This is a genomic window from Pseudomonas sp. TE21435 (assembly GCF_056279265.1).
Genome location: NZ_JBWBQZ010000001.1, coordinates 5,309,085 through 5,327,345, shown reverse-complemented (window position 1 = coordinate 5,327,345; position 18,261 = coordinate 5,309,085). Strand labels below are relative to the sequence as shown.

The 18,261-nt window shown below is 64.7% G+C and carries 15 protein-coding genes; 9 read left to right on the top strand and 6 right to left on the bottom strand.

Annotation, left to right across the window (positions count from 1 at the left end):
- Window positions 1–9 precede the first annotated feature (9 nt).
- Entirely contained in the window at window positions 10–1,647 is a 1,638-nt protein-coding gene (locus ACZ9C1_RS24135) for a 5-guanidino-2-oxopentanoate decarboxylase (protein WP_476254593.1), read from the bottom strand.
- A 112-nt stretch (window positions 1,648–1,759) separates the two neighbouring features.
- Between ACZ9C1_RS24135 and ACZ9C1_RS24130 the strand changes: the two genes are divergently transcribed.
- Window positions 1,760–2,626, top strand: coding sequence for a LysR substrate-binding domain-containing protein (locus tag ACZ9C1_RS24130; RefSeq protein ID WP_476254447.1), 867 nt, complete (start codon window positions 1,760–1,762; stop codon window positions 2,624–2,626).
- A gap of 42 nt (window positions 2,627–2,668) precedes the next feature.
- Here ACZ9C1_RS24130 and ACZ9C1_RS24125 read toward each other — a convergent pair whose 3' ends face one another.
- Both ACZ9C1_RS24125 and ACZ9C1_RS24120 read right to left on the bottom strand, forming a co-directional pair.
- A complete protein-coding gene (locus tag ACZ9C1_RS24125) occupies window positions 2,669–3,283 on the bottom strand; it encodes an NAD(P)-dependent oxidoreductase (protein ID WP_476254446.1) in 615 nt (204 codons plus the stop codon).
- Window positions 3,284–3,311: 28 nt separating this feature from the next.
- On the bottom strand, window positions 3,312–4,187 hold the full coding sequence (locus ACZ9C1_RS24120; RefSeq protein WP_476254445.1) for an MBL fold metallo-hydrolase: 876 nt from the start codon (window positions 4,185–4,187) through the stop codon (window positions 3,312–3,314).
- 103 nt (window positions 4,188–4,290) lie between these two features.
- Here ACZ9C1_RS24120 and ACZ9C1_RS24115 point away from each other — a divergent pair, with 103 nt between their 5' ends.
- Entirely contained in the window at window positions 4,291–5,199 is a 909-nt protein-coding gene (locus tag ACZ9C1_RS24115) for a LysR family transcriptional regulator (protein ID WP_102682765.1), read from the top strand.
- Window positions 5,200–5,275: 76 nt separating this feature from the next.
- The gene (locus ACZ9C1_RS24110; RefSeq protein ID WP_173862428.1) at window positions 5,276–5,449 is read left to right on the top strand and encodes a hypothetical protein; all 174 of its coding nucleotides are present in this window, start codon (window positions 5,276–5,278) and stop codon (window positions 5,447–5,449) included.
- A gap of 6 nt (window positions 5,450–5,455) precedes the next feature.
- On the opposite strand, the gene ACZ9C1_RS24105 is transcribed toward ACZ9C1_RS24110, so the two are convergent.
- Window positions 5,456–6,325: an isocitrate lyase/PEP mutase family protein gene (locus ACZ9C1_RS24105; RefSeq protein ID WP_023630223.1), complete on the bottom strand. Its 870-nt coding sequence runs from the start codon at window positions 6,323–6,325 to the stop codon at window positions 5,456–5,458.
- A 402-nt stretch (window positions 6,326–6,727) separates the two neighbouring features.
- Here ACZ9C1_RS24105 and ACZ9C1_RS24100 point away from each other — a divergent pair, with 402 nt between their 5' ends.
- Window positions 6,728–8,179 (top strand): MDR family MFS transporter, encoded by a 1,452-nt coding sequence (locus ACZ9C1_RS24100; protein ID WP_476254444.1) that lies wholly within the window; start codon window positions 6,728–6,730, stop codon window positions 8,177–8,179.
- A 151-nt stretch (window positions 8,180–8,330) separates the two neighbouring features.
- On the opposite strand, the gene ttgR is transcribed toward ACZ9C1_RS24100, so the two are convergent.
- Window positions 8,331–8,963, bottom strand: a complete 633-nt coding sequence (gene ttgR / locus ACZ9C1_RS24095) for an efflux transport transcriptional regulator TtgR (protein ID WP_023630222.1) — start codon at window positions 8,961–8,963, stop codon at window positions 8,331–8,333.
- A gap of 258 nt (window positions 8,964–9,221) precedes the next feature.
- Here ttgR and ttgA point away from each other — a divergent pair, with 258 nt between their 5' ends.
- The 5 genes from ttgA (at window position 9,222) to ACZ9C1_RS24070 (ending at window position 17,618) form a co-directional block, all read left to right on the top strand.
- Window positions 9,222–10,376 carry a toluene efflux RND transporter periplasmic adaptor subunit TtgA gene (ttgA, locus tag ACZ9C1_RS24090; protein ID WP_102682766.1) on the top strand — a complete coding sequence of 385 codons (1,155 nt, stop codon included), beginning with the start codon at window positions 9,222–9,224 and terminating at the stop codon, window positions 10,374–10,376.
- 3 nt (window positions 10,377–10,379) lie between these two features.
- Complete coding sequence (gene ttgB, locus ACZ9C1_RS24085) at window positions 10,380–13,532, top strand: multidrug efflux RND transporter permease subunit TtgB (protein ID WP_102682767.1); 3,153 nt, start codon at window positions 10,380–10,382, stop codon at window positions 13,530–13,532.
- Complete coding sequence (locus ACZ9C1_RS24080) at window positions 13,529–14,974, top strand: AdeC/AdeK/OprM family multidrug efflux complex outer membrane factor (protein ID WP_046856915.1); 1,446 nt, start codon at window positions 13,529–13,531, stop codon at window positions 14,972–14,974. The genes ttgB and ACZ9C1_RS24080 overlap by 4 nt, the downstream gene beginning before the upstream one ends.
- Window positions 14,975–15,200: 226 nt before the next feature.
- Complete coding sequence (locus ACZ9C1_RS24075) at window positions 15,201–16,454, top strand: OprD family porin (RefSeq protein ID WP_476254443.1); 1,254 nt, start codon at window positions 15,201–15,203, stop codon at window positions 16,452–16,454.
- A 180-nt stretch (window positions 16,455–16,634) separates the two neighbouring features.
- Complete coding sequence (locus ACZ9C1_RS24070; protein ID WP_102682770.1) at window positions 16,635–17,618, top strand: LysR family transcriptional regulator; 984 nt, start codon at window positions 16,635–16,637, stop codon at window positions 17,616–17,618.
- Here ACZ9C1_RS24070 and ACZ9C1_RS24065 read toward each other — a convergent pair.
- Entirely contained in the window at window positions 17,518–18,204 is a 687-nt protein-coding gene (locus tag ACZ9C1_RS24065; RefSeq protein ID WP_258599139.1) for a Crp/Fnr family transcriptional regulator, read from the bottom strand. The two genes, ACZ9C1_RS24070 and ACZ9C1_RS24065, sit on opposite strands and share 101 nt — an antisense overlap.
- Window positions 18,205–18,261: the final 57 nt, after the last annotated feature.

Sequence of the window (18,261 nt, the reverse complement as noted above, 5' to 3'; positions counted from 1 at the left end):
GTGGCGCAGTCAGCCTTGCACAGCCAACTGCCATTGGCCCTGATCCACCTGGATCAACGTCGGCCCCGGGCGCTCCACCGCTCGGCCCAGCGCCGCCTGCAACTGCGCCACGTCAGCCACCGACTCGGCATCGGCCCCCAGCGCCCGTGCCACGCCGATGAAGTCCGGGGTGTGGATGTCCACACCGACCGGCTCGATCGCCCGATTGACCATGTATTTCTTGATTTCCTCGTACCCCTGGTTGTTCCACAGCAGCACGATCAGCGGCACCTGCGCCTCGACGGCACTGGCCAGCTCGGCCAGGGTGAACTGCAACCCGCCATCACCGATCAGGCATACCGTGGGCGCACGTGCGGCGCGCGCTTCGGCACTGCCGAGCCAGGCCCCCATGGCCGCCGGCAACGCATAGCCCAGCGTGCCGTAGCCGGTCGAGGCATTGAACCAGCGGCGTGGTCGGGTCATGTCGAGGGTCAGGTTGCCGGTGTAGACCGGCTGGGTCGAATCGCCCACCAGCACGGCATCCGGCAGGGTTTCCAGGATACTGTTCAGCAAACGGGTCTGGCTCAAGGTCGGCTGGTCCCAGGTGGCTGCGTTTTCCTGGCGCAGTCGGGCGGCCCGAGCAGCGCCCCAGTGACCATCACGCGGTGGTTGCGCCTGCATGTGCAGGGCCACCAGCAGGGCCTCGATCGCCTGTGCGGCATCGGCCACCAGGGCCAGTTCGGGCGGGTAGTTGCGCACCGTCTGGTCCGGGTCGATATCGATCCGCAGGAGGCTGCCGGGAATCTCGAAACCACCCTTGAACGTCACGTCGTAATCGGTCTCGGCCAGCTCGGTGCCGATGGCCAGCACTACGTCGGCCTCGGCCACCAGCGCACGGGTGGCCGGCAAAGTCTGGGTCGAGCCGATCTGCAGCGGATGGTTGGCCGGCAGCAGCCCCTTGGCATTGATCGTCAGCGCTACCGGCGCCTGCAGGTGCTCGGCCAGCCTGGCCAGCCCGGCGGCGGCGTCCAGGGCACCACCGCCGGCAAGGATCAACGGCCGGCGCGCCTTGGCCAGGCGCATGGCCATCTGCTGCACGGTCTGCGGCGCCGCGCCCGCCCGGGCGGTGCGCACCGGGCGGCCCGGCAGCAGGTGATCGGCGGGCTCCACCAGCACATCCAGCGGGATCTCGATATGCACCGGGCGCGGGCGGCCACCGTCGAATACGGCAAAGGCACGGGCCAATATCTCGGGCAAGTCATCGGCACTCATCAAGGTATGCGAAAACGCCGCCACCCCCGCCACCAGCCCCGCCTGGTTGGGCAGTTCGTGCAACTTGCCGCGCCCGCCACCCAACTGACTGCGCGACTGCACGCTGGAAATCACCAGCATCGGGATCGAGTCGGCATAGGCCTGGCCCATGGCGGTGGTGATGTTGGTCATGCCCGGGCCGGTGATGATGAAGCACACCCCAGGCTTGCCCCGGGTACGCGAGTAGCCATCGGCCATGAACCCGGCGCCCTGCTCGTGGCGCGGGGTGATGTGGCGGATCGAGGAGGCAGCCAGGCCGCGGTAGAGTTCCACGGTATGCACGCCGGGAATGCCGAAGACATGGTCGACACCATAGCCTTCGAGGAGTTTGACCAGCACTTCGCCACAGGTTGCCATCATCGAGTACCCGATTCTTGTTGAGACTGGTGCTCATGGAACCAAGTGCCGACTACCGCCACAATGCAAAAAAACACATACTAGCCATGACCTAATATCATGGCTTGTCACAATGAAACGCCTGCCGCCCCTCCCCGCCCTGCACACCTTCCTGGTGACCGCGCAGCACTGCAACTTCACCCGTGCCGCGCAACAGTTGCATATCACCCAGGGCGCGGTCAGCCGACAGATCGCCGGGCTCGAGGAACATCTGGGCTATGCGCTGTTCCAGCGCCAGGCCCGTGGCCTGGCCCTGACCCGCGAAGGACAGGACTGGCTGCCTCGGGTGCAACAGGTCTTCGCCCTGATCGAGCAAGGCGTGCGCGAAGTCGGCGGGCGCAGTACGACGCTGCAGCTCAAGGCGCCGACCTGCGTGATGCGCTGGCTGCTGCCGCGGCTATTGGAATGGCAGGCGCTACGCCCGGATGTGCCGGTGGAATTGACCACCACGGTGCAGCATGGCGTGGATTTTCGCCGCGAGGGCTTCGATGCGGCCGTTGTGTATGGCACGGTGCCGAACCATGGGCTGCAGGTACGCAAGCTGTTCGATGAACAACTGACACCAGTCTGCGCACCATCGCTATCTAGCGTCCCCTTGCAATTGCAGGACCTGGCGCGGCAGATGCTGCTGCACCCCTCTCGGGACGAGCACGACTGGCGGTTGTGGTTGCAGGCGGCCAATGCCGGCGTCCAACCCCAGGGACCGAAGCAGCACTTCGAGACACTGGACATGGCGATGGCCATGGCCTCCCAGGGGACCGGGATCGCCATCGGCGACTTTTCGCTGATTGGCGACGACCTGCGCGCCGGGCGTTTGTGCATGCCGTTCGAGCTGAAGGTGACGACCGGGAAGGGGTATTACCTGGTCAGCCCGTCGAAGAGCATGCCCACGGGGTTGGTCGAGTTGATGGAGTGGCTGCAGGCGCGTGCCCGCACATGACATCAATCGCGGGGCCCCGACTTGCCCCGCGATGCAGACGCCTCAGTAACCGACCGTGAACCGTGCCCGCGAATGCGCCGGCTTCTCCAGCTCGTCGAGCATGGCGATGGCATAGTCGGCAAAGGTGATCCAGCTCTTGCCGTCGGCGCCGATCAGCAGGTGATCCTTGCCCAGGGTGTAGTGCCCGCTGCGCTGACCTTCGACGAACTCCGCCGACGGCGACAGGAAGGTCCAGTCCAGGGTCGGCTCCTGGCGCAGCGTATCGAGGAAGCGCACACCGGCATTGGCCTCGGCCTTGTAGGCTTCCGGGAAATCCGGGCTGTCGATCACCCGGTGCCCGGACGGCAGCAGCAGGCTACCGGCGCCGCCCACCACCAGCAGGCGCTTGACCCCGGCACGCTTGACCGACTCGATGATCGCGCCAGGCTCGATGGTCGAGAAATGCGCCGCGCTCAACACCGCGTCACAGCCTGTCACAGCCGCCTGCAGGGCGGCACTGTCCTTGGCATCCAGCGCCTTCACCGTCACGCCGTCACGACCTTGCAGCGCACTCGGATTGCGGGCGATGGCCACCACACTGTGACCCCGACGCAGGGCCTCTTCCAGCAACTGGCTGCCGGCGCGCCCGGTGGCGCCGATGATTGCGATCTTGCTCATGGGAAACACTCCAACAGGTTGAAAGGGGTTACCACTTCATCTCGCCCTTGGCGACCTTGGCGCCTAATTCAAGGGAGCTCTCGTCACCCAGGTTCGGGTAGCGCTGCTTCATCGCCGCGATCAGCGCGGCGGCATTGGCAGCCTTGGCGGCCTCGGTATCGAAGTCACGAATGTAGCCGGCGGTGAAGCGCACCGTGTCCAGCGAGCGGCTGCTGTCGCCCAGGTAGTGCCCCGGGATCACCGTGCGCGGGGCGAGCTGTTCGATGTTCGCCAGGGTCTTCAGCCAGTCGGCGTGGGATTGCGCGGTCTGGGTGTCGGCCATCCACACATGGATGCCCTCGGAAACCACCACGCCACCGACCACTGCCTTGATCGAGGGAATCCACACGAAACTGCGGTCCGGCTGCGGACCGTCCAGGCCGACGACCTGCAGTGCCTGGCCTTCCAGTTCCAGGCGATCACCCTGCAGTACCTGGGGCACCACCAGACGTGCCGGCTTGTCCGCGCCCATCTGCGGGCCCCAGTAGGCCAGCTTGGCGTCCATGGTCTTGCGGATATGCTCGACCGTGGCGGCCGAGGCGACCACGCGGGCCTTGGGGAACGCCTGGGTGATGGTGTCCAGGCCGAAGTAGTAGTCCGGGTCGCCATGGCTGACGTAGATGGTGGTCAGTCGCTTGCCGCTGGCACGCAGGCGCTCGACCACCTGCTCGGCCTGGGCCTTGCCGAACTGGGCGTCGACCAGGATGGCATCGTGGGCACCGCTGACGATCACCGAGCTGACCGGGAAGATCGCCGCGTGACCGGGGTTGTAGGCTTCCAGCTTGAGCGGTTCGGCAGCCATGGCCTGGCCGCCGAGGGTAAGGCAGGCCAGCAGCAGGCCGCGAAGGGGCGTGAAGAGAGACATTGCAAGATCCTGTGAGTGGGACGATGGGTGCAAGCTTAGTTGCCCGATCCAATACAAAAAATGCGATGCTTCGACATAGTTTGTTTCTAAAATCGGACAGATCATGGATCGGCTCAACGCCATGCGCGTATTCGTCACCGTCGTCGACCTGGGCAGCCAGTCGGCCGCCGCGGACCACCTGGAACTCTCCAGGCCCGTGGTATCCCGCTACCTGGCGGAGCTGGAGGACTGGGTCGGGGCACGCCTGATGCAACGCACCACCCGCAAGCTCAGCCTGACGGCGGCAGGCCTCGAGACCTTGCCACGTTGTCGGCAGATGCTGGAGCTGGCCGGCGACCTGCAAAGCGCCGTGCGCCAGCCGGACGACGCGCCCCGTGGCGAGCTGCGCATCAGCGTCAGCACCTCGTTCGGCCAAGCCCAGCTGGTGGATGCGCTGGCGGCCTACGTCAAACGCTACCCCGGGGTGAAGGTTGAGCTGCAGATGCTCGACCGCACCGTCAACCTGGTGGACGAGCGCATCGACCTGGCGATCCGCACCAGCAACGATGTCGACCCCAACCTCATCGCCCGGCGCCTGAGCGTGTGCCGCTCGGTGGTCTGCGCCAGCCCCGCCTACCTGCGCGAGCACGGTACGCCGGACCGGGTCGAGGCGTTGAGCCAGCACAACTGCCTGACCCACGCCTACTTCGGTCACAGCCTGTGGCATTTCGAGGTGGGCGGGCAGAGCGTCGCCGTGCCGGTGCAGGGCAACATCAGCGCCAACGAGGCCATGACCCTGCAGAAAGCCGCCCTGGCCCATGCCGGCATCGCCATGCTGCCCACCTACCAGGCAGCAGCCGCACTGCGCAGTGGCGAGCTGGTGCGATTGCTGCCGCAAGCCAAGCCGCGGGAACTTACCCTGAATGCGGTGTACACCTCGCGCAAGCACATGCCGGCGACATTGCGCAGCATGCTGGACTTTCTCGCGCAGCGGTTTGGCGACGAACCGGAGTGGGACAAGGGGTTGAGCTGAGTCAAGACGGTGCAGATACGCGCATTGGGCCTATGCTTGAAGGTATCACCTGTTGCATCAACAGGAGGTCTGCACCATGAGTATCAAATCCAGGCGTTGCGCCCTCGTCTTCGCCCTGCTCGCGGTAGCCGGGCTCTACGGCTCGGCCTGCTGGCGGGTGGAGCTGCTGCGCAGCCAGCCCAACACGGCCAACAGTTGCGTCCATGAGCATTGCGTTCCCCACAGCGCCACGCTGAGCGCCGTCAGGTAGGTCGGATCACTCCTCGACGCTCATGTACTCTTTCGCCCAGCGAATGTAGTCCTCGGGCTGGGTGTAGGTGTGCGAAAGCTCGGTGGCACCGAGGCTGTCCGACTTGTGCTGCAGGCCACGCTGCTGACGCAGGCAGTCGTAGGTGGCCTTGATCGCGGCGAAGTAGGCGGCATGGCCGTCAACCACGATACGCACGCCCAGGCGCGCCAGGCGCTCGTCGTCGCGCAGGTTCGGGTTGGCGTAGGTCACCAGCATCAACGGCACGCTCAGGTGCTCGGCAATCTGTTCAAGCTGCTCGAAGTCCTTGACCCCCACCATGCAGATACCATCGGCGCCCGCCTTCTGGTAGCTCTGGGTGCGCACGATGATTTCCTCGGTGGTCAGCACGCCGGCATTGGTGCGCGCAATGATCGCCAGGGCCGAATCGACCCGCGCCTCCAGTGCCGCGCGGATCTTGCCCACGCCCTCCTCCACCGAGATCAGGTCGGTGGACTTGCGACCGAACTGGGCAGGCAGCAAGGTATCCTCGATGGTCAGCGCGGCAACGCCAGCGCGTTCCAGTTCGATCACCGTGCGCATCACGTTGAGCGCATTGCCGTAGCCGTGGTCGGCATCGGCAAGCACCGGCAACTGGGCGACACGGCCGATACGGGTAGCCTGCTCGACAAACTCGCTCAGGGTGATCAGGGCGAAGTCCGGCGCGGCCAGGACCTGCAGCGAGGCGACCGAACCACCCAGAATGCCGACTTCAAAACCAAGGTCGGCGGCAATGCGGGCTGACATCGGGTCGAAGACCGACGCGGTGTGATAGCACGAACCTGAAGCAAGCAGTTCGCGGAAGGCAAAACGCAGATCGTGGTGGGAAGCCTTGGGCATGATCACTCCGCTTGTAATGAGAAATGGTGAACGGCTGACAACCGACCCCTGTATCGGGTCTACCTGACTGTTCCAACCGTCGCCATCAGGGCGGTCATGCTCGACATGCAGGCAGAGGAATAGAAGGTGTGGACATACAGCGACGCGAAACCTGTGGAAAATAGTTGCACCAAGCTGGTGCAGGCCACGGATTTCAGCCTCTGCGGCCCTGCCACGATATCACGCGGCCATGCAGCGCTGGATGAATGCGCCAATGCCGATCTTGCATAGGGGATGCACGGAGTACATAGGTAGCTATGTAACTCAGGGTACAATGCCCCACCACGAATGAGCCCATCACGGAGCAAGCCCGCTCCCTCGATGCCTCGCGATCGCGCCAGCTCTGACCACAAGGTATCCACCGTGACCGCCGCCCTGCCCCCCACCGTTCTGCGCAGCGTTCTTACCGCCCTGATGCTGGCGATCTTCCTCGGTGCCCTCGACCAGACCATCGTCGCCGTATCGCTGCCGGCGATCTCCGCCCAGTTCGACGATGTCGGCCTGCTGGCCTGGGTCATCTCTGGCTACATGGTCGCCATGACCATCGCCGTGCCGATCTACGGCAAGCTTGGTGACCTTTATGGGCGGCGGCGCATGATCCTCACCGGCACCGCCCTGTTCACCCTGGCCTCGGTGGCCTGCGGCCTGGCCCAGGACATGCCGCAACTGGTGCTGGCGCGGGTGCTCCAGGGTATCGGTGCGGGTGGCATGGTGTCGGTCAGCCAGGCAATCATCGGCGACTACGTGCCACCTCGTGAACGCGGCCGCTACCAGGGCTATTTCAGCAGCATGTATGCCCTGGCCAGCGTCGCCGGGCCGGTGCTGGGCGGCTGGCTGACCGAGTACCTGTCCTGGCGCTGGGTGTTCTGGATCAACCTGCCGCTGGGGCTGATCGCGCTGTGGGTGATCCACCGGGCGCTGGACGGGTTGCCGGTCAAGCATCGCCAGGCACAGGTCGACTACCTCGGCGCGGCGCTGATGATCCTCGGTCTGGGTAGCCTGCTGCTGGGCATCACCCTGGTCGGCCAGGGGCATGCCTGGCGGTCGTCCGAGGTCCTGGCGTTGCTGGCCTGCGCACTGCTGGGGCTGGCGGCGTTCATAGTCCACGAGCGGCGCTGTCGCGAGCCACTGTTGCCTCTGGGCCTGTTCGGCAACCGGGTCGCGGTGCTGTGCTGGTGCGTGATCTTCTTTGCCAGCTTCCAGTCAATCTCGTTGACCATGCTGATGCCCCTGCGCTACCAGGGCATCACCGGTGCCGGCGCCGACAGCGCGGCGCTGCACTTGCTGCCGCTGGCCATGGGGCTGCCAATCGGCGCCTTTACCGGTGGACGCATGACCAGCCGCACCGGGCGCTTCAAGCCACAGATCCTCACAGGCGCGCTGTTGATGCCAATGGCGATCGCAGCCATGGCACTGACGCCGCCGCAAGCCTGGTTACAGAGCGCACTGTTCATGCTGCTGACAGGCATTGCCTGCGGCCTGCAATTTCCCACCTCGCTGGTGGGCACGCAAAGCGCGGTGGACAGCCAGGACATCGGCGTGGCGACCAGCACCACCAACCTGTTCCGCTCGCTGGGCGGGGCGATGGGGGTGGCGTGCATGTCCAGCCTGTTGCTGGCGTGGTTGCACCAGGGTGGCTTCGAAGTGCTGGGCAACCCGCTGCTGGGCAGCCTCAAGGCGGGCGAGGCGGATCCGCACACCCAGGCGCGTTTGCTGGAAACCTTCCGCGACCTGTTGCTGGTCAGTGCCGGGGCTTCGCTGATCGGCCTGTTGGCGGCGCTGGCCTTGCCGGACAGACAGTTGCGCGGGCGCTGAAAGGCGTGGGAGCGGGCTTGCCCCGCGATAGCGTCCGCCCAGGCGACATCACGGCCTGAAGGTTGTCATTGCCGGGCATGACCGCTTCCAGGTTATTAATCCTGCGTTAACCGAAAAGGGATAACACTTCCTCACAATCGTTAACAAAGTGTCATTTGCGCAAGCCAGGGCTCAAGCGCAGCATATCCAGCCCGGTGTCGACCCATTTCTCGACATCGCCCAACAGGTCGAAGCTTTCCGGCAGCAGCAGCCAGCGGCCGATCAGGCCATCCACATAGGCAAACATGGCCACCGCAGCCCGGTCGATCTCGAGCTCGGCAGGCAACTGGCCGCGGCGTACGGCATTACCCAAGGCCAGGGCAATGCTTTGATGACAGTCCAGCACCGCGCCCTGACGCTGCTGGCGAATCTCACACATGTCGTCGGTGAATTCGCACTTGTGATGCAGGATTTCGTTGATACGCCGGGTTCGGGCATCGAGCACCAACTCGTTGAACACTTGCAGCAACAGCTTGCGCATGCAGCCGAGCGGGTCGAGTTCATCCTCGCTTTCACTGGCCCGGGCCAGGTGGTCATGGGTCTCGTGCAGGCTGTCGAGCAGCGCCTGCACCAACTCGGCCTTGTTGCTGAAGTGCCAGTAGATCGCCCCGCGAGTGACGCCGGCGAGCTCAGCGATGTCGGCCAGGGTGGTACGCGCTACCCCGCGCTTGTAGAAGGCCTTCTCCGCCGCCTCGATGATCTGGGCGCGGGTTTCCTGGGCTTCTTCTTTGGTTCGACGGACCATGGCAGTACAACCTCATCAGGCCCCGCGCGCTCAATCTGGCGGGCGGGAATCAGGCCGGGGCAGGCTCTTTCAGGGCCGCTCCCGGGTGGATTTGGGCGATAGACGGTGGTCACCCACGACGCACCGGCACTATTTACAAACAACCATGAATGTAAGTATATTACTTAGCAAGCTATTTATCCACCGGATAGCGTTTTTCTGACAAAGCACTTCCACTATATTCTTGAGCTCCCCTGCTCCTGCGACCCGAGGATCCTCATGCAATTCAAGCCAGCCGTAACCGCCCTGGTTTCCGCCGTGGCCCTGGCAACCCTGCTCAGTGGCTGTAAGAAAGAGGAAGCAGCGCCTGCGCCGCAGGCTCCTCAGGTCGGCGTCGTGACCGTACAACCGCAAGCCTTCACCCTGACCTCGGAACTGCCGGGGCGCACCAGCGCCTACCGTGTGGCCGAGGTCCGCCCACAGGTGAACGGCATCATTCTCAAGCGCCTGTTCAAGGAAGGCAGCGACGTCAAGGAAGGGCAACAGCTCTACCAGATCGACCCAGCCGTCTACGAGGCGAACCTGGCCAACGCCCAGGCCAACCTGCAGGCTACCCGCTCGCTGGCCGAGCGTTACAAGCAACTGATCGACGAGCAGGCCGTCTCCAAGCAGGAATACGATGACGCCAATGCCAAACGATTGCAGGCCGAGGCATCGCTCAAGAGCGCCCAGATCGACTTGCGCTACACCAAGGTGCTGGCCCCGATCAGTGGCCGCGTCGGCCGCTCTTCGGTCACCGAAGGTGCCCTGGTGAACAATGGCCAGACCAACGCCATGGCCACCATCCAGCAGCTCGACCCGATCTACGTCGACGTTACCCAGTCCACCGCCGAGCTGCTCAAGCTGCGCCGTGACCTGGAAAGCGGCCAGTTGCAGAAGGCCGGCGACAATGCCGCCCAGGTTCAGCTGGTGCTGGAAGACGGCAGCCTGTTCAAGCAGCAGGGCCGCCTGGAGTTCTCCGAAGTCGCGGTCGACGAGACCACCGGTTCCGTCACTCTGCGCGCGATCTTCCCCAACCCCGACCACACCCTGCTGCCCGGCATGTTCGTGCATGCGCGGCTCAAGGCCGGCGTCAACGCCAACGCCATCCTGGCCCCGCAACAGGGCGTGACCCGTGACCTCAAGGGTGCGCCGACCGCGCTGGTGGTCAACCAGGAGAACAAGGTCGAACTGCGCCAGCTCAAGGCCAGCCGCACCCTGGGCAGTGACTGGCTGATCGAGGAAGGCCTGAACCCGGGCGACCGTCTGATCACCGAAGGGCTGCAGTTCGTGCGACCAGGCGTCGAGGTCAAGGTCAGCGAAGCCACCAACGTCAAGAAGCCGGCCAGCGCTGCTCAGGCCAACACGGCCAAAGCTGACGCCAAAGCGGAGTAAACCATGTCGAAGTTCTTTATCGATCGCCCGATCTTCGCCTGGGTGATCGCCCTGGTGATCATGCTGGTCGGCGCCCTGTCGATCCTGAAGCTGCCGATCAACCAGTACCCGAGCATCGCCCCGCCGGCCATCGCCATCTCCGTGACCTACCCGGGCGCCTCGGCGCAGACCGTGCAGGACACCGTGGTGCAGGTGATCGAGCAGCAGCTCAACGGGATCGACAACCTGCGTTATGTGTCGTCGGAAAGTAACTCCGACGGCAGCATGACCATCACCGCCACCTTCGAGCAGGGCACCAACTCGGACACCGCGCAGGTCCAGGTACAGAACAAGCTGAACCTGGCCACCCCGCTGTTGCCGCAGGAAGTGCAGCAGCAAGGTATCCGCGTCACCAAGGCAGTGAAGAACTTCCTGCTGGTGATCGGCCTGGTGTCCGAAGACGGCAGCATGACCAAGGACGACCTGGCCAACTACATCGTCTCCAACATGCAGGACCCGATCTCGCGGACCGCAGGCGTGGGCGACTTCCAGGTGTTCGGTGCGCAGTACGCCATGCGTATCTGGCTGGATCCGGCCAAGCTGAACAAGTTCCAGCTGACCCCGGTCGACGTGCGCACCGCGGTCGCCGCGCAGAACGTGCAGGTATCCTCCGGCCAGCTCGGCGGCCTGCCGGCGCTGCCAGGTACCCAGCTCAACGCCACCATCATCGGCAAGACCCGTCTGCAGACCGCCGAGCAGTTCGAGAAGATCCTGCTCAAGGTCAATGCCGACGGTTCCCAGGTACGCCTGGGCGACGTGGCCCAGGTCGGCCTGGGCGGCGAAAACTACGCCATCAGCGCCCAGTACAACGGCAAGCCGGCCTCGGGCCTGGCGGTCAAGCTGGCCACCGGCGCCAACGCCCTGGATACCGCCAAGGCGCTGCGCACGACCATCAGCGGCCTCGAGCCGTTCTTCCCACCGGGGGTGAAGGCGGTGTTCCCGTATGACACCACCCCGGTGGTCACCGAATCGATCAGCGGGGTAATCCACACCCTGATCGAAGCGGTGGTCCTGGTGTTCCTGGTGATGTACCTGTTCCTGCAGAACTTCCGCGCCACCATCATCACCACCATGACCGTACCGGTGGTATTGCTGGGTACCTTCGGCATCCTCGCCGCCGCCGGTTTCAGCATCAACACCCTGACCATGTTCGCCATGGTCCTGGCCATCGGCCTGCTGGTGGACGATGCCATCGTCGTGGTGGAGAACGTCGAGCGGGTGATGTCCGAGGAAGGACTGCCGCCCAAGGAGGCGACCAAGCGCTCCATGGAGCAGATCCAGGGCGCCCTGGTGGGTATCGCCCTGGTATTGTCGGCGGTACTGCTGCCGATGGCCTTCTTCGGCGGTTCCACCGGTGTGATCTATCGCCAGTTCTCCATCACCATCGTCTCGGCCATGGGCCTGTCGGTGCTGGTCGCGCTGATCTTCACCCCGGCCTTGTGCGCCACCATGCTCAAGCCATTGAAGAAGGGCGAGCACCATGTGGCCAAGCGCGGCTTCTTCGGCTGGTTCAACCGCAATTTCGACCGCAGCGTCGTCGGCTATGAGCGGAGCGTCGGCACCATCCTGCGCAACAAGATCCCGTTCCTGCTGGCCTACGCGCTGATCGTGGTTGGCATGATCTGGCTGTTCGCGCGCATTCCGACCGCATTCCTGCCAGAGGAAGACCAGGGCGTGCTGTTCGCCCAGGTACAGACCCCGGCCGGCTCCAGTGCCGAGCGCACCCAGGTGGTGGTCGACCAGATGCGCGAGTACCTGCTCGACAAGGAAGCCGATACCGTGGCATCCGTGTTCACCGTCAACGGCTTCAACTTCGCCGGCCGCGGCCAGAGCTCGGGCATGGCATTCATCATGCTCAAGCCTTGGGGCGAGCGCTCGAAGGAGAACAGCGTGTTCGCCCTCGCCCAGCGCGCGCAGATGCACTTCTTCAGCTTCCGCGACGCGATGGTGTTCGCCTTCGCCCCGCCGGCGGTACTCGAACTGGGTAACGCCACCGGCTTCGACGTGTTCCTCCAGGACCGCGCCGGGGTCGGCCATGCAAAACTGATGGAAGCACGCAACCAGTTCCTGGCCAAGGCCGCGCAGAGCAAGATCCTCAGCGCCGTGCGTCCGAACGGCCTGAACGACGAGCCGCAGTACCAGCTGACCATCGACGACGAACGCGCCAGTGCTCTGGGCGTGACCATCGCCGACATCAACAACACCTTGTCGATCGCCCTGGGCGGTAGCTACGTCAACGACTTCATCGACCGTGGCCGGGTCAAGAAGGTCTACATCCAGGGTGCGCCAAACGCCCGGATGAGCCCGGAAGACCTGCAGAAGTGGTACGTGCGCAACGGCAAGGGCGAGATGGTGCCGTTCTCCTCCTTCGCCAAGGGCGAATGGAGCTATGGCTCGCCGAAGCTGTCGCGCTACAACGGCGTGGAAGCGGTCGAGATCCTCGGTACCCCGGCGCCGGGCTACAGTACCGGTGAGGCCATGGCCGAAGTCGAGCGCATCGCCGGCGAACTGCCAACCGGCATCGGCTTCTCCTGGACCGGCATGTCCTACGAGGAAAAACTCTCCGGCTCGCAAATGCCGGCGCTGTTCGCCCTCTCGGTGCTGTTCGTGTTCCTCTGCCTGGCGGCGTTGTACGAAAGCTGGTCGATCCCGATCGCGGTCGTGCTGGTGGTGCCATTGGGTATCATCGGTGCCCTGCTCGCCACCAGCCTGCGCGGCTTGTCCAACGACGTGTACTTCCTGGTCGGCCTGCTGACCACCATCGGCCTGGCGGCGAAGAACGCCATCCTGATCGTCGAGTTCGCCAAAGAGCTGCACGAACAGGGCAAAAGCCTGTACGACGCAGCCATCGAGGCCTGCCGCATGCGTCTGCGCCCGATCATCATGACCTCGCTGGCGTTCATCCTCGGCGTGGTACCGTTGACCATCGCCAGCGGCGCTGGTGCCGGTAGCCAGCACGCCATCGGCACCGGTGTGATCGGCGGCATGATCAGCGCCACCGTGCTGGCCATCTTCTGGGTACCGCTATTCTTCGTCGCAGTGTCGTCGCTGTTCGGCAGCAAAGAGCCGAAAGAACACGCCACCCCTGAAACTCCACGTTATGAGGCTGGGCAATGACCAAGTCTTTGTTGTCCCTGGCGGTAACCGCCTTCATCCTCGGCGGTTGCTCGCTGATCCCCGACTACCAGACGCCCGAGGCGCCGGTGGCCGCGCAGTGGCCGCAAGGCCCTGCGTACTCGCCGACCCAATCGGCCGACGTCGCCGCGGCCGAACAGGGCTGGCGCCAGTTCTTCCACGACCCGGCGCTGCAGCAACTGATCCAGACGTCGCTGGAAAACAACCGCGACCTGCGGGTCGCGGCGCTGAACATCGACGCCTACCGCGCGCAGTACCGCATCCAGCGCGCCGACCTGCTGCCGGCGGTTTCCGCCAATGGCAGCGGCAGCCGCCAGCGGATGCCGGCGAACATGTCGCAGACCGGCGAATCCACCATCAGCAGCCAGTACTCGGCCACCCTGGGTGTCAGCGCCTATGAGCTGGACCTGTTCGGCCGGGTGCGCAGCCTGACCCAGCAGGCCTTGGAAACCTACCTGTCCAGCGAACAGGCGCGCCGCTCCACGCAGATCAGCCTGGTGGCCAGCGTGGCCAACGCCTACTACACCTGGCAGGCCGACCAGGCGCTGCTGAAGCTGACCGAGGAAACGCTCAAGACGTACGAAGAGAGCTACAACCTCACCCGCCGCAGCAATGAGGTGGGTGTCGCCTCGGCCCTGGACCTGAGCCAGGCGCGCACTGCCGTCGAAGGCGCACGCGTCAAGCTGTCGCAGTACCAGCGCCTGGTCGCCCAGGACCTGAACAGCCTCACCGTGCTGGTAGGTACCGGCGTGCCGGCCAACCTGCCCAAGCCGCTGGAGCTCAATGCCGACCAGCTGGCCGAAGTGCCGGCCGGCCTGCCGTCCGACATCCTGCAGCGCCGCCCTGATATCCAGGAGGCCGAGCACCTGCTCAAGGCCGCCAACGCCAACATCGGCGCGGCGCGGGCCGCGTTCTTCCCGAGCATCAGCCTGACCGCCAACGCCGGCACCCTGAGCCCGGACATGGGCGGGCTGTTCAAGGGCGGCTCGGGCACCTGGCTGTTCCAGCCGCAGATCAACCTGCCGATCTTCAATGCCGGCAGCCTGCGGGCCAGCCTGGACTACTCGAAGATCCAGAAGGACATCAACGTCGCCAAGTACGAAAAGACCATCCAGACCGCCTTCCAGGAAGTCGCCGATGGCCTGGCCGCACGCAAGACGTTCGAAGAGCAGCTGCAGGCCCAGCGTGACCTGGTGGCCGCCAACCAGGACTACTACCGCCTGGCCGAGCGCCGCTACCGCATCGGTATCGACAGCAACCTGACCTTCCTCGATGCCCAGCGCAACCTGTTCAGCGCCCAGCAGTCGCTGATCGGTGATCGCCTGTCGCAGCTGGTCAGCGAGGTCAACCTGTACAAGGCCCTCGGCGGCGGCTGGTACGAGCAGACCCAGCAGCAAGCCTCGATCCAGACGCCGAAAGGCTGACTGGACCGCTAACAGCATCAAGCCCACCCTTGCGGTGGGCTTTTTGTTGCGCGGTCACATTGCGTTCGATAACCGCCCCGTTCCGCTTGCAACGAATTGCCTAGCCCCCACCCTCCCCCGCACCATCGCCTGCGCAACGTTGCACAGCTCTCTCTAAAAGACGCCCCCTGCGGCCCACACCCGCAGCGGCCCGGCTCGCCCAATAAAAACAAGAGATCCACGACAGATGAGCACTTTGCAACCCGCACGCCAGCTGCTGCCCGGCCTGTTGGCCCTGTCCTGCGCCCTGCCCGGCGTGGCCGCCGAAGGTGGCTTCCTGGAAGACGCCAAGGCCAGCCTCAACCTGCGCAACTTCTACATCAACCGCAACTTCGTCGACCCGGCCAACCCCCAGGGCAAGGCCGAGGAATGGACCCAGAGCTTGATTCTCGACGCCCGCTCCGGCTTCACCCAGGGCACCGTCGGTTTCGGCATCGATGTGCTGGGGCTGTACTCGGTCAAGCTCGATGGCGGCAAGGGCACGGCCGGCACCCACCTGCTGCCGGTGCATGACGATGGTCGCCCGGCGGATGATTTCGGCCGCCTGGGGGTAGCGTTCAAGGCGCGCCTGTCGCAGACCGAACTCAAAGTTGGCGAGTGGATGCCGGTGCTGCCGATCCTGCGTTCGGACGATGGCCGCTCGCTGCCGCAGACGTTCCGCGGCGGTCAGCTCACCTCGAAGGAGATCGACGGCCTGACCCTGTACGCCGGCCAGTTCCGCGGCAACAGCCCGCGCAACGATGCGAGCATGGAAGACATGTTCATGCAGGGGCGCGCCGGTATCACCTCCGACCGCTTCAACTTCGCCGGCGGCGAATACAGCTTCAACGACAAACGCACGATGGTCGGCCTGTGGGATGCCCGGCTAAAAGACATTTATCGCCAGCAGTATCTGAACCTGGTGCACAGCCAGCCGTTGGGCGACTGGACCTTGGGCGCCAATCTGGGCTACTTCCTCGGCAAGGAGGATGGCAGCGCCCGCGCCGGCGACCTGGACAACCGCACCGTCTCGGCCATGCTCTCGGCGCGATATCAAGGCCACACCTTCTATATCGGCCTGCAGAAGATCAGTGGCGATGACGCCTGGATGCGCGTCAACGGCACCAGTGGCGGCACGCTGGCCAACGACAGTTACAACGCCAGCTTCGACAATGCCAAGGAGCGCTCCTGGCAACTGCGTCACGACTTCAATTTCGTCACCGTCGGCATCCCCGGCCTGACCTTGATGAACCGCTACATCAAAGGCGACAACGTGCATGCCGGAGGGGTGGACGATGGCAAGGAGTGGGCCCGGGAGACCGAGCTGGCCTACGTGGTGCAGGCCGGGACCTTCAAGGACCTGTCGGTGAAGTGGCGCAATTCGACCATGCGCAGGGATTTCAGCAGCAACGCGTTCGATGAGAACCGCCTGATTGTCAGCTATCCGTTCAATCTCCTTTGAGGCCATCGCGGGGCAAGCCCGCTCACGCCTGCACAATGCAGGAGCGGCGTGGGCTTGCCCGCGATGGGACCTGCCGTCCGGCAAATAACCAGAAGACATATCCAAATCAAATAACATTCTTTGACGCTATATGTAACAAGCCGCTAAAACCAAGCTCTGATCCCGCACCAGAGCCCGAGCATGGACCTCCGCCAACTGCGCTATTTCATCGCCCTCATCGAATACCGCAGTTTCGTCCGCGCCGCCGATGCCATGGGCATCACCCAACCCGCCTTCAGCCGCGCAATCCAGAACCTCGAACATACCTTTGGTTGCGCCCTGGTCGATCGTGCCAGCAAGGCATTGCCCCCCACCCCCGAGGGCCAAGTGGTGTTGCAACATGCCCGTCGCCTGGTCCAGGGCGCCGCGCAACTGAACCATGACGTCCTGCAGATGACCAAGCTCGATGCCGGAGAGCTGCACTTCGGCAGCGGCCCGGCCCTGGCCGTGCGCCTGGTGCCCCAGGCCCTGCAACATTTTATCGGGGCTCATCCCGGCATCCGCACCGACTTGCTGGTGGACAACGCCGAGCGCCTGGGCCAGGCCCTGCGTCGCGAGCAGATCGAGTTCTTCGTCGATGACGTACGTCCCTTCGAGGCCGATCCCTACTTCCACACCGAGGCACTGTCCCCGCGTCCTGGCCTGTTCTTCTGCCGTCCCGGGCACCCGCTGCTGGCAAAGGACAGCCTGTCGACCAACGACCTGTTCGCCTACCCACTGGCCAGCGCCCTGCTCGCTCCCGGCGTGCGCAAACGCCTGGCCAACCTCAGCGGGCGCAATGACTTCACCCCGCACCTGCAGACCGAACACCTGGCAGTGCTGCGCAACGTGGTAATGGCCAGCGACGCCATCGGCACGGCCAGCGAGGAGGCGGTGGCCGAGGACCTGGCCGCCGGCCATCTGGTGCGTCTGCACTGGCGCAACCTGCCGCCGGGCATGGAAGTGCTCAGCGTGCGCTGCGGGGTAGTTAGCCGCAGCGGTTATCGCCTGTCACCGGCGGCGCGGGCGATGATCGATACCCTGGTCAGCCTTGATGCTGCCCCATCGCCCGCAGACGTGGCGCATCGACAATCTCCACCTCGCCATAGCCCAGGCGCACCACGCCGGCCTGTTCGAGGCTCCTGAGGATCTGGTTGATGGTCTGGCGCGACAGCGACAGCATCAGGGCCAACTGTTCCTGGGACACTTGCAACCGCCATTGGGCGACATCGCGCTCACCGTAGCCTTCGGCCATCTGCAACAGGCGCTGCGCCACCCGCGGCGCGGCGGCCAGCAGGCTCTGCTGCTCGAGGGCGACGAACACCCAGCGCAACTTCTGGCTCATCAGCAAGGCCAGGTCGCGCCAGTGCTCTGGCTGGCACGCCAACCATTCCAGCAACGGCGCCTGAGGAATCCACAGCAGGCGTGTCGGCCCCTCGGCATAGGCGTCATGGGTGCGCGGCTGGCCATCGAACAGGCTGATCTCGCCGAACCAATGGGGTGACTCGACCAGCGTCAGCAACGCCTCCTTGCCTGCGCTGCTGACCGCTCCGACCCGCATCGCCCCTTCGAGTACCGCATACAGGCCACACGGCGCATCGCCGCGCTGGAACAGACGCTGCCCCGCTGCCAGTTCACGCGGACGGCCCAGGGCCAGCAGACTATCCTGAACAGTAACGGGCAATTGCCGGAACCATTGGCCATGCAGCAGTTGAGTGCGCGGATCGTGCATGGCACCTCGCAAAGCGAACTCTGTCGGCCAGGCGACAGACGACGATGAATGAACAGG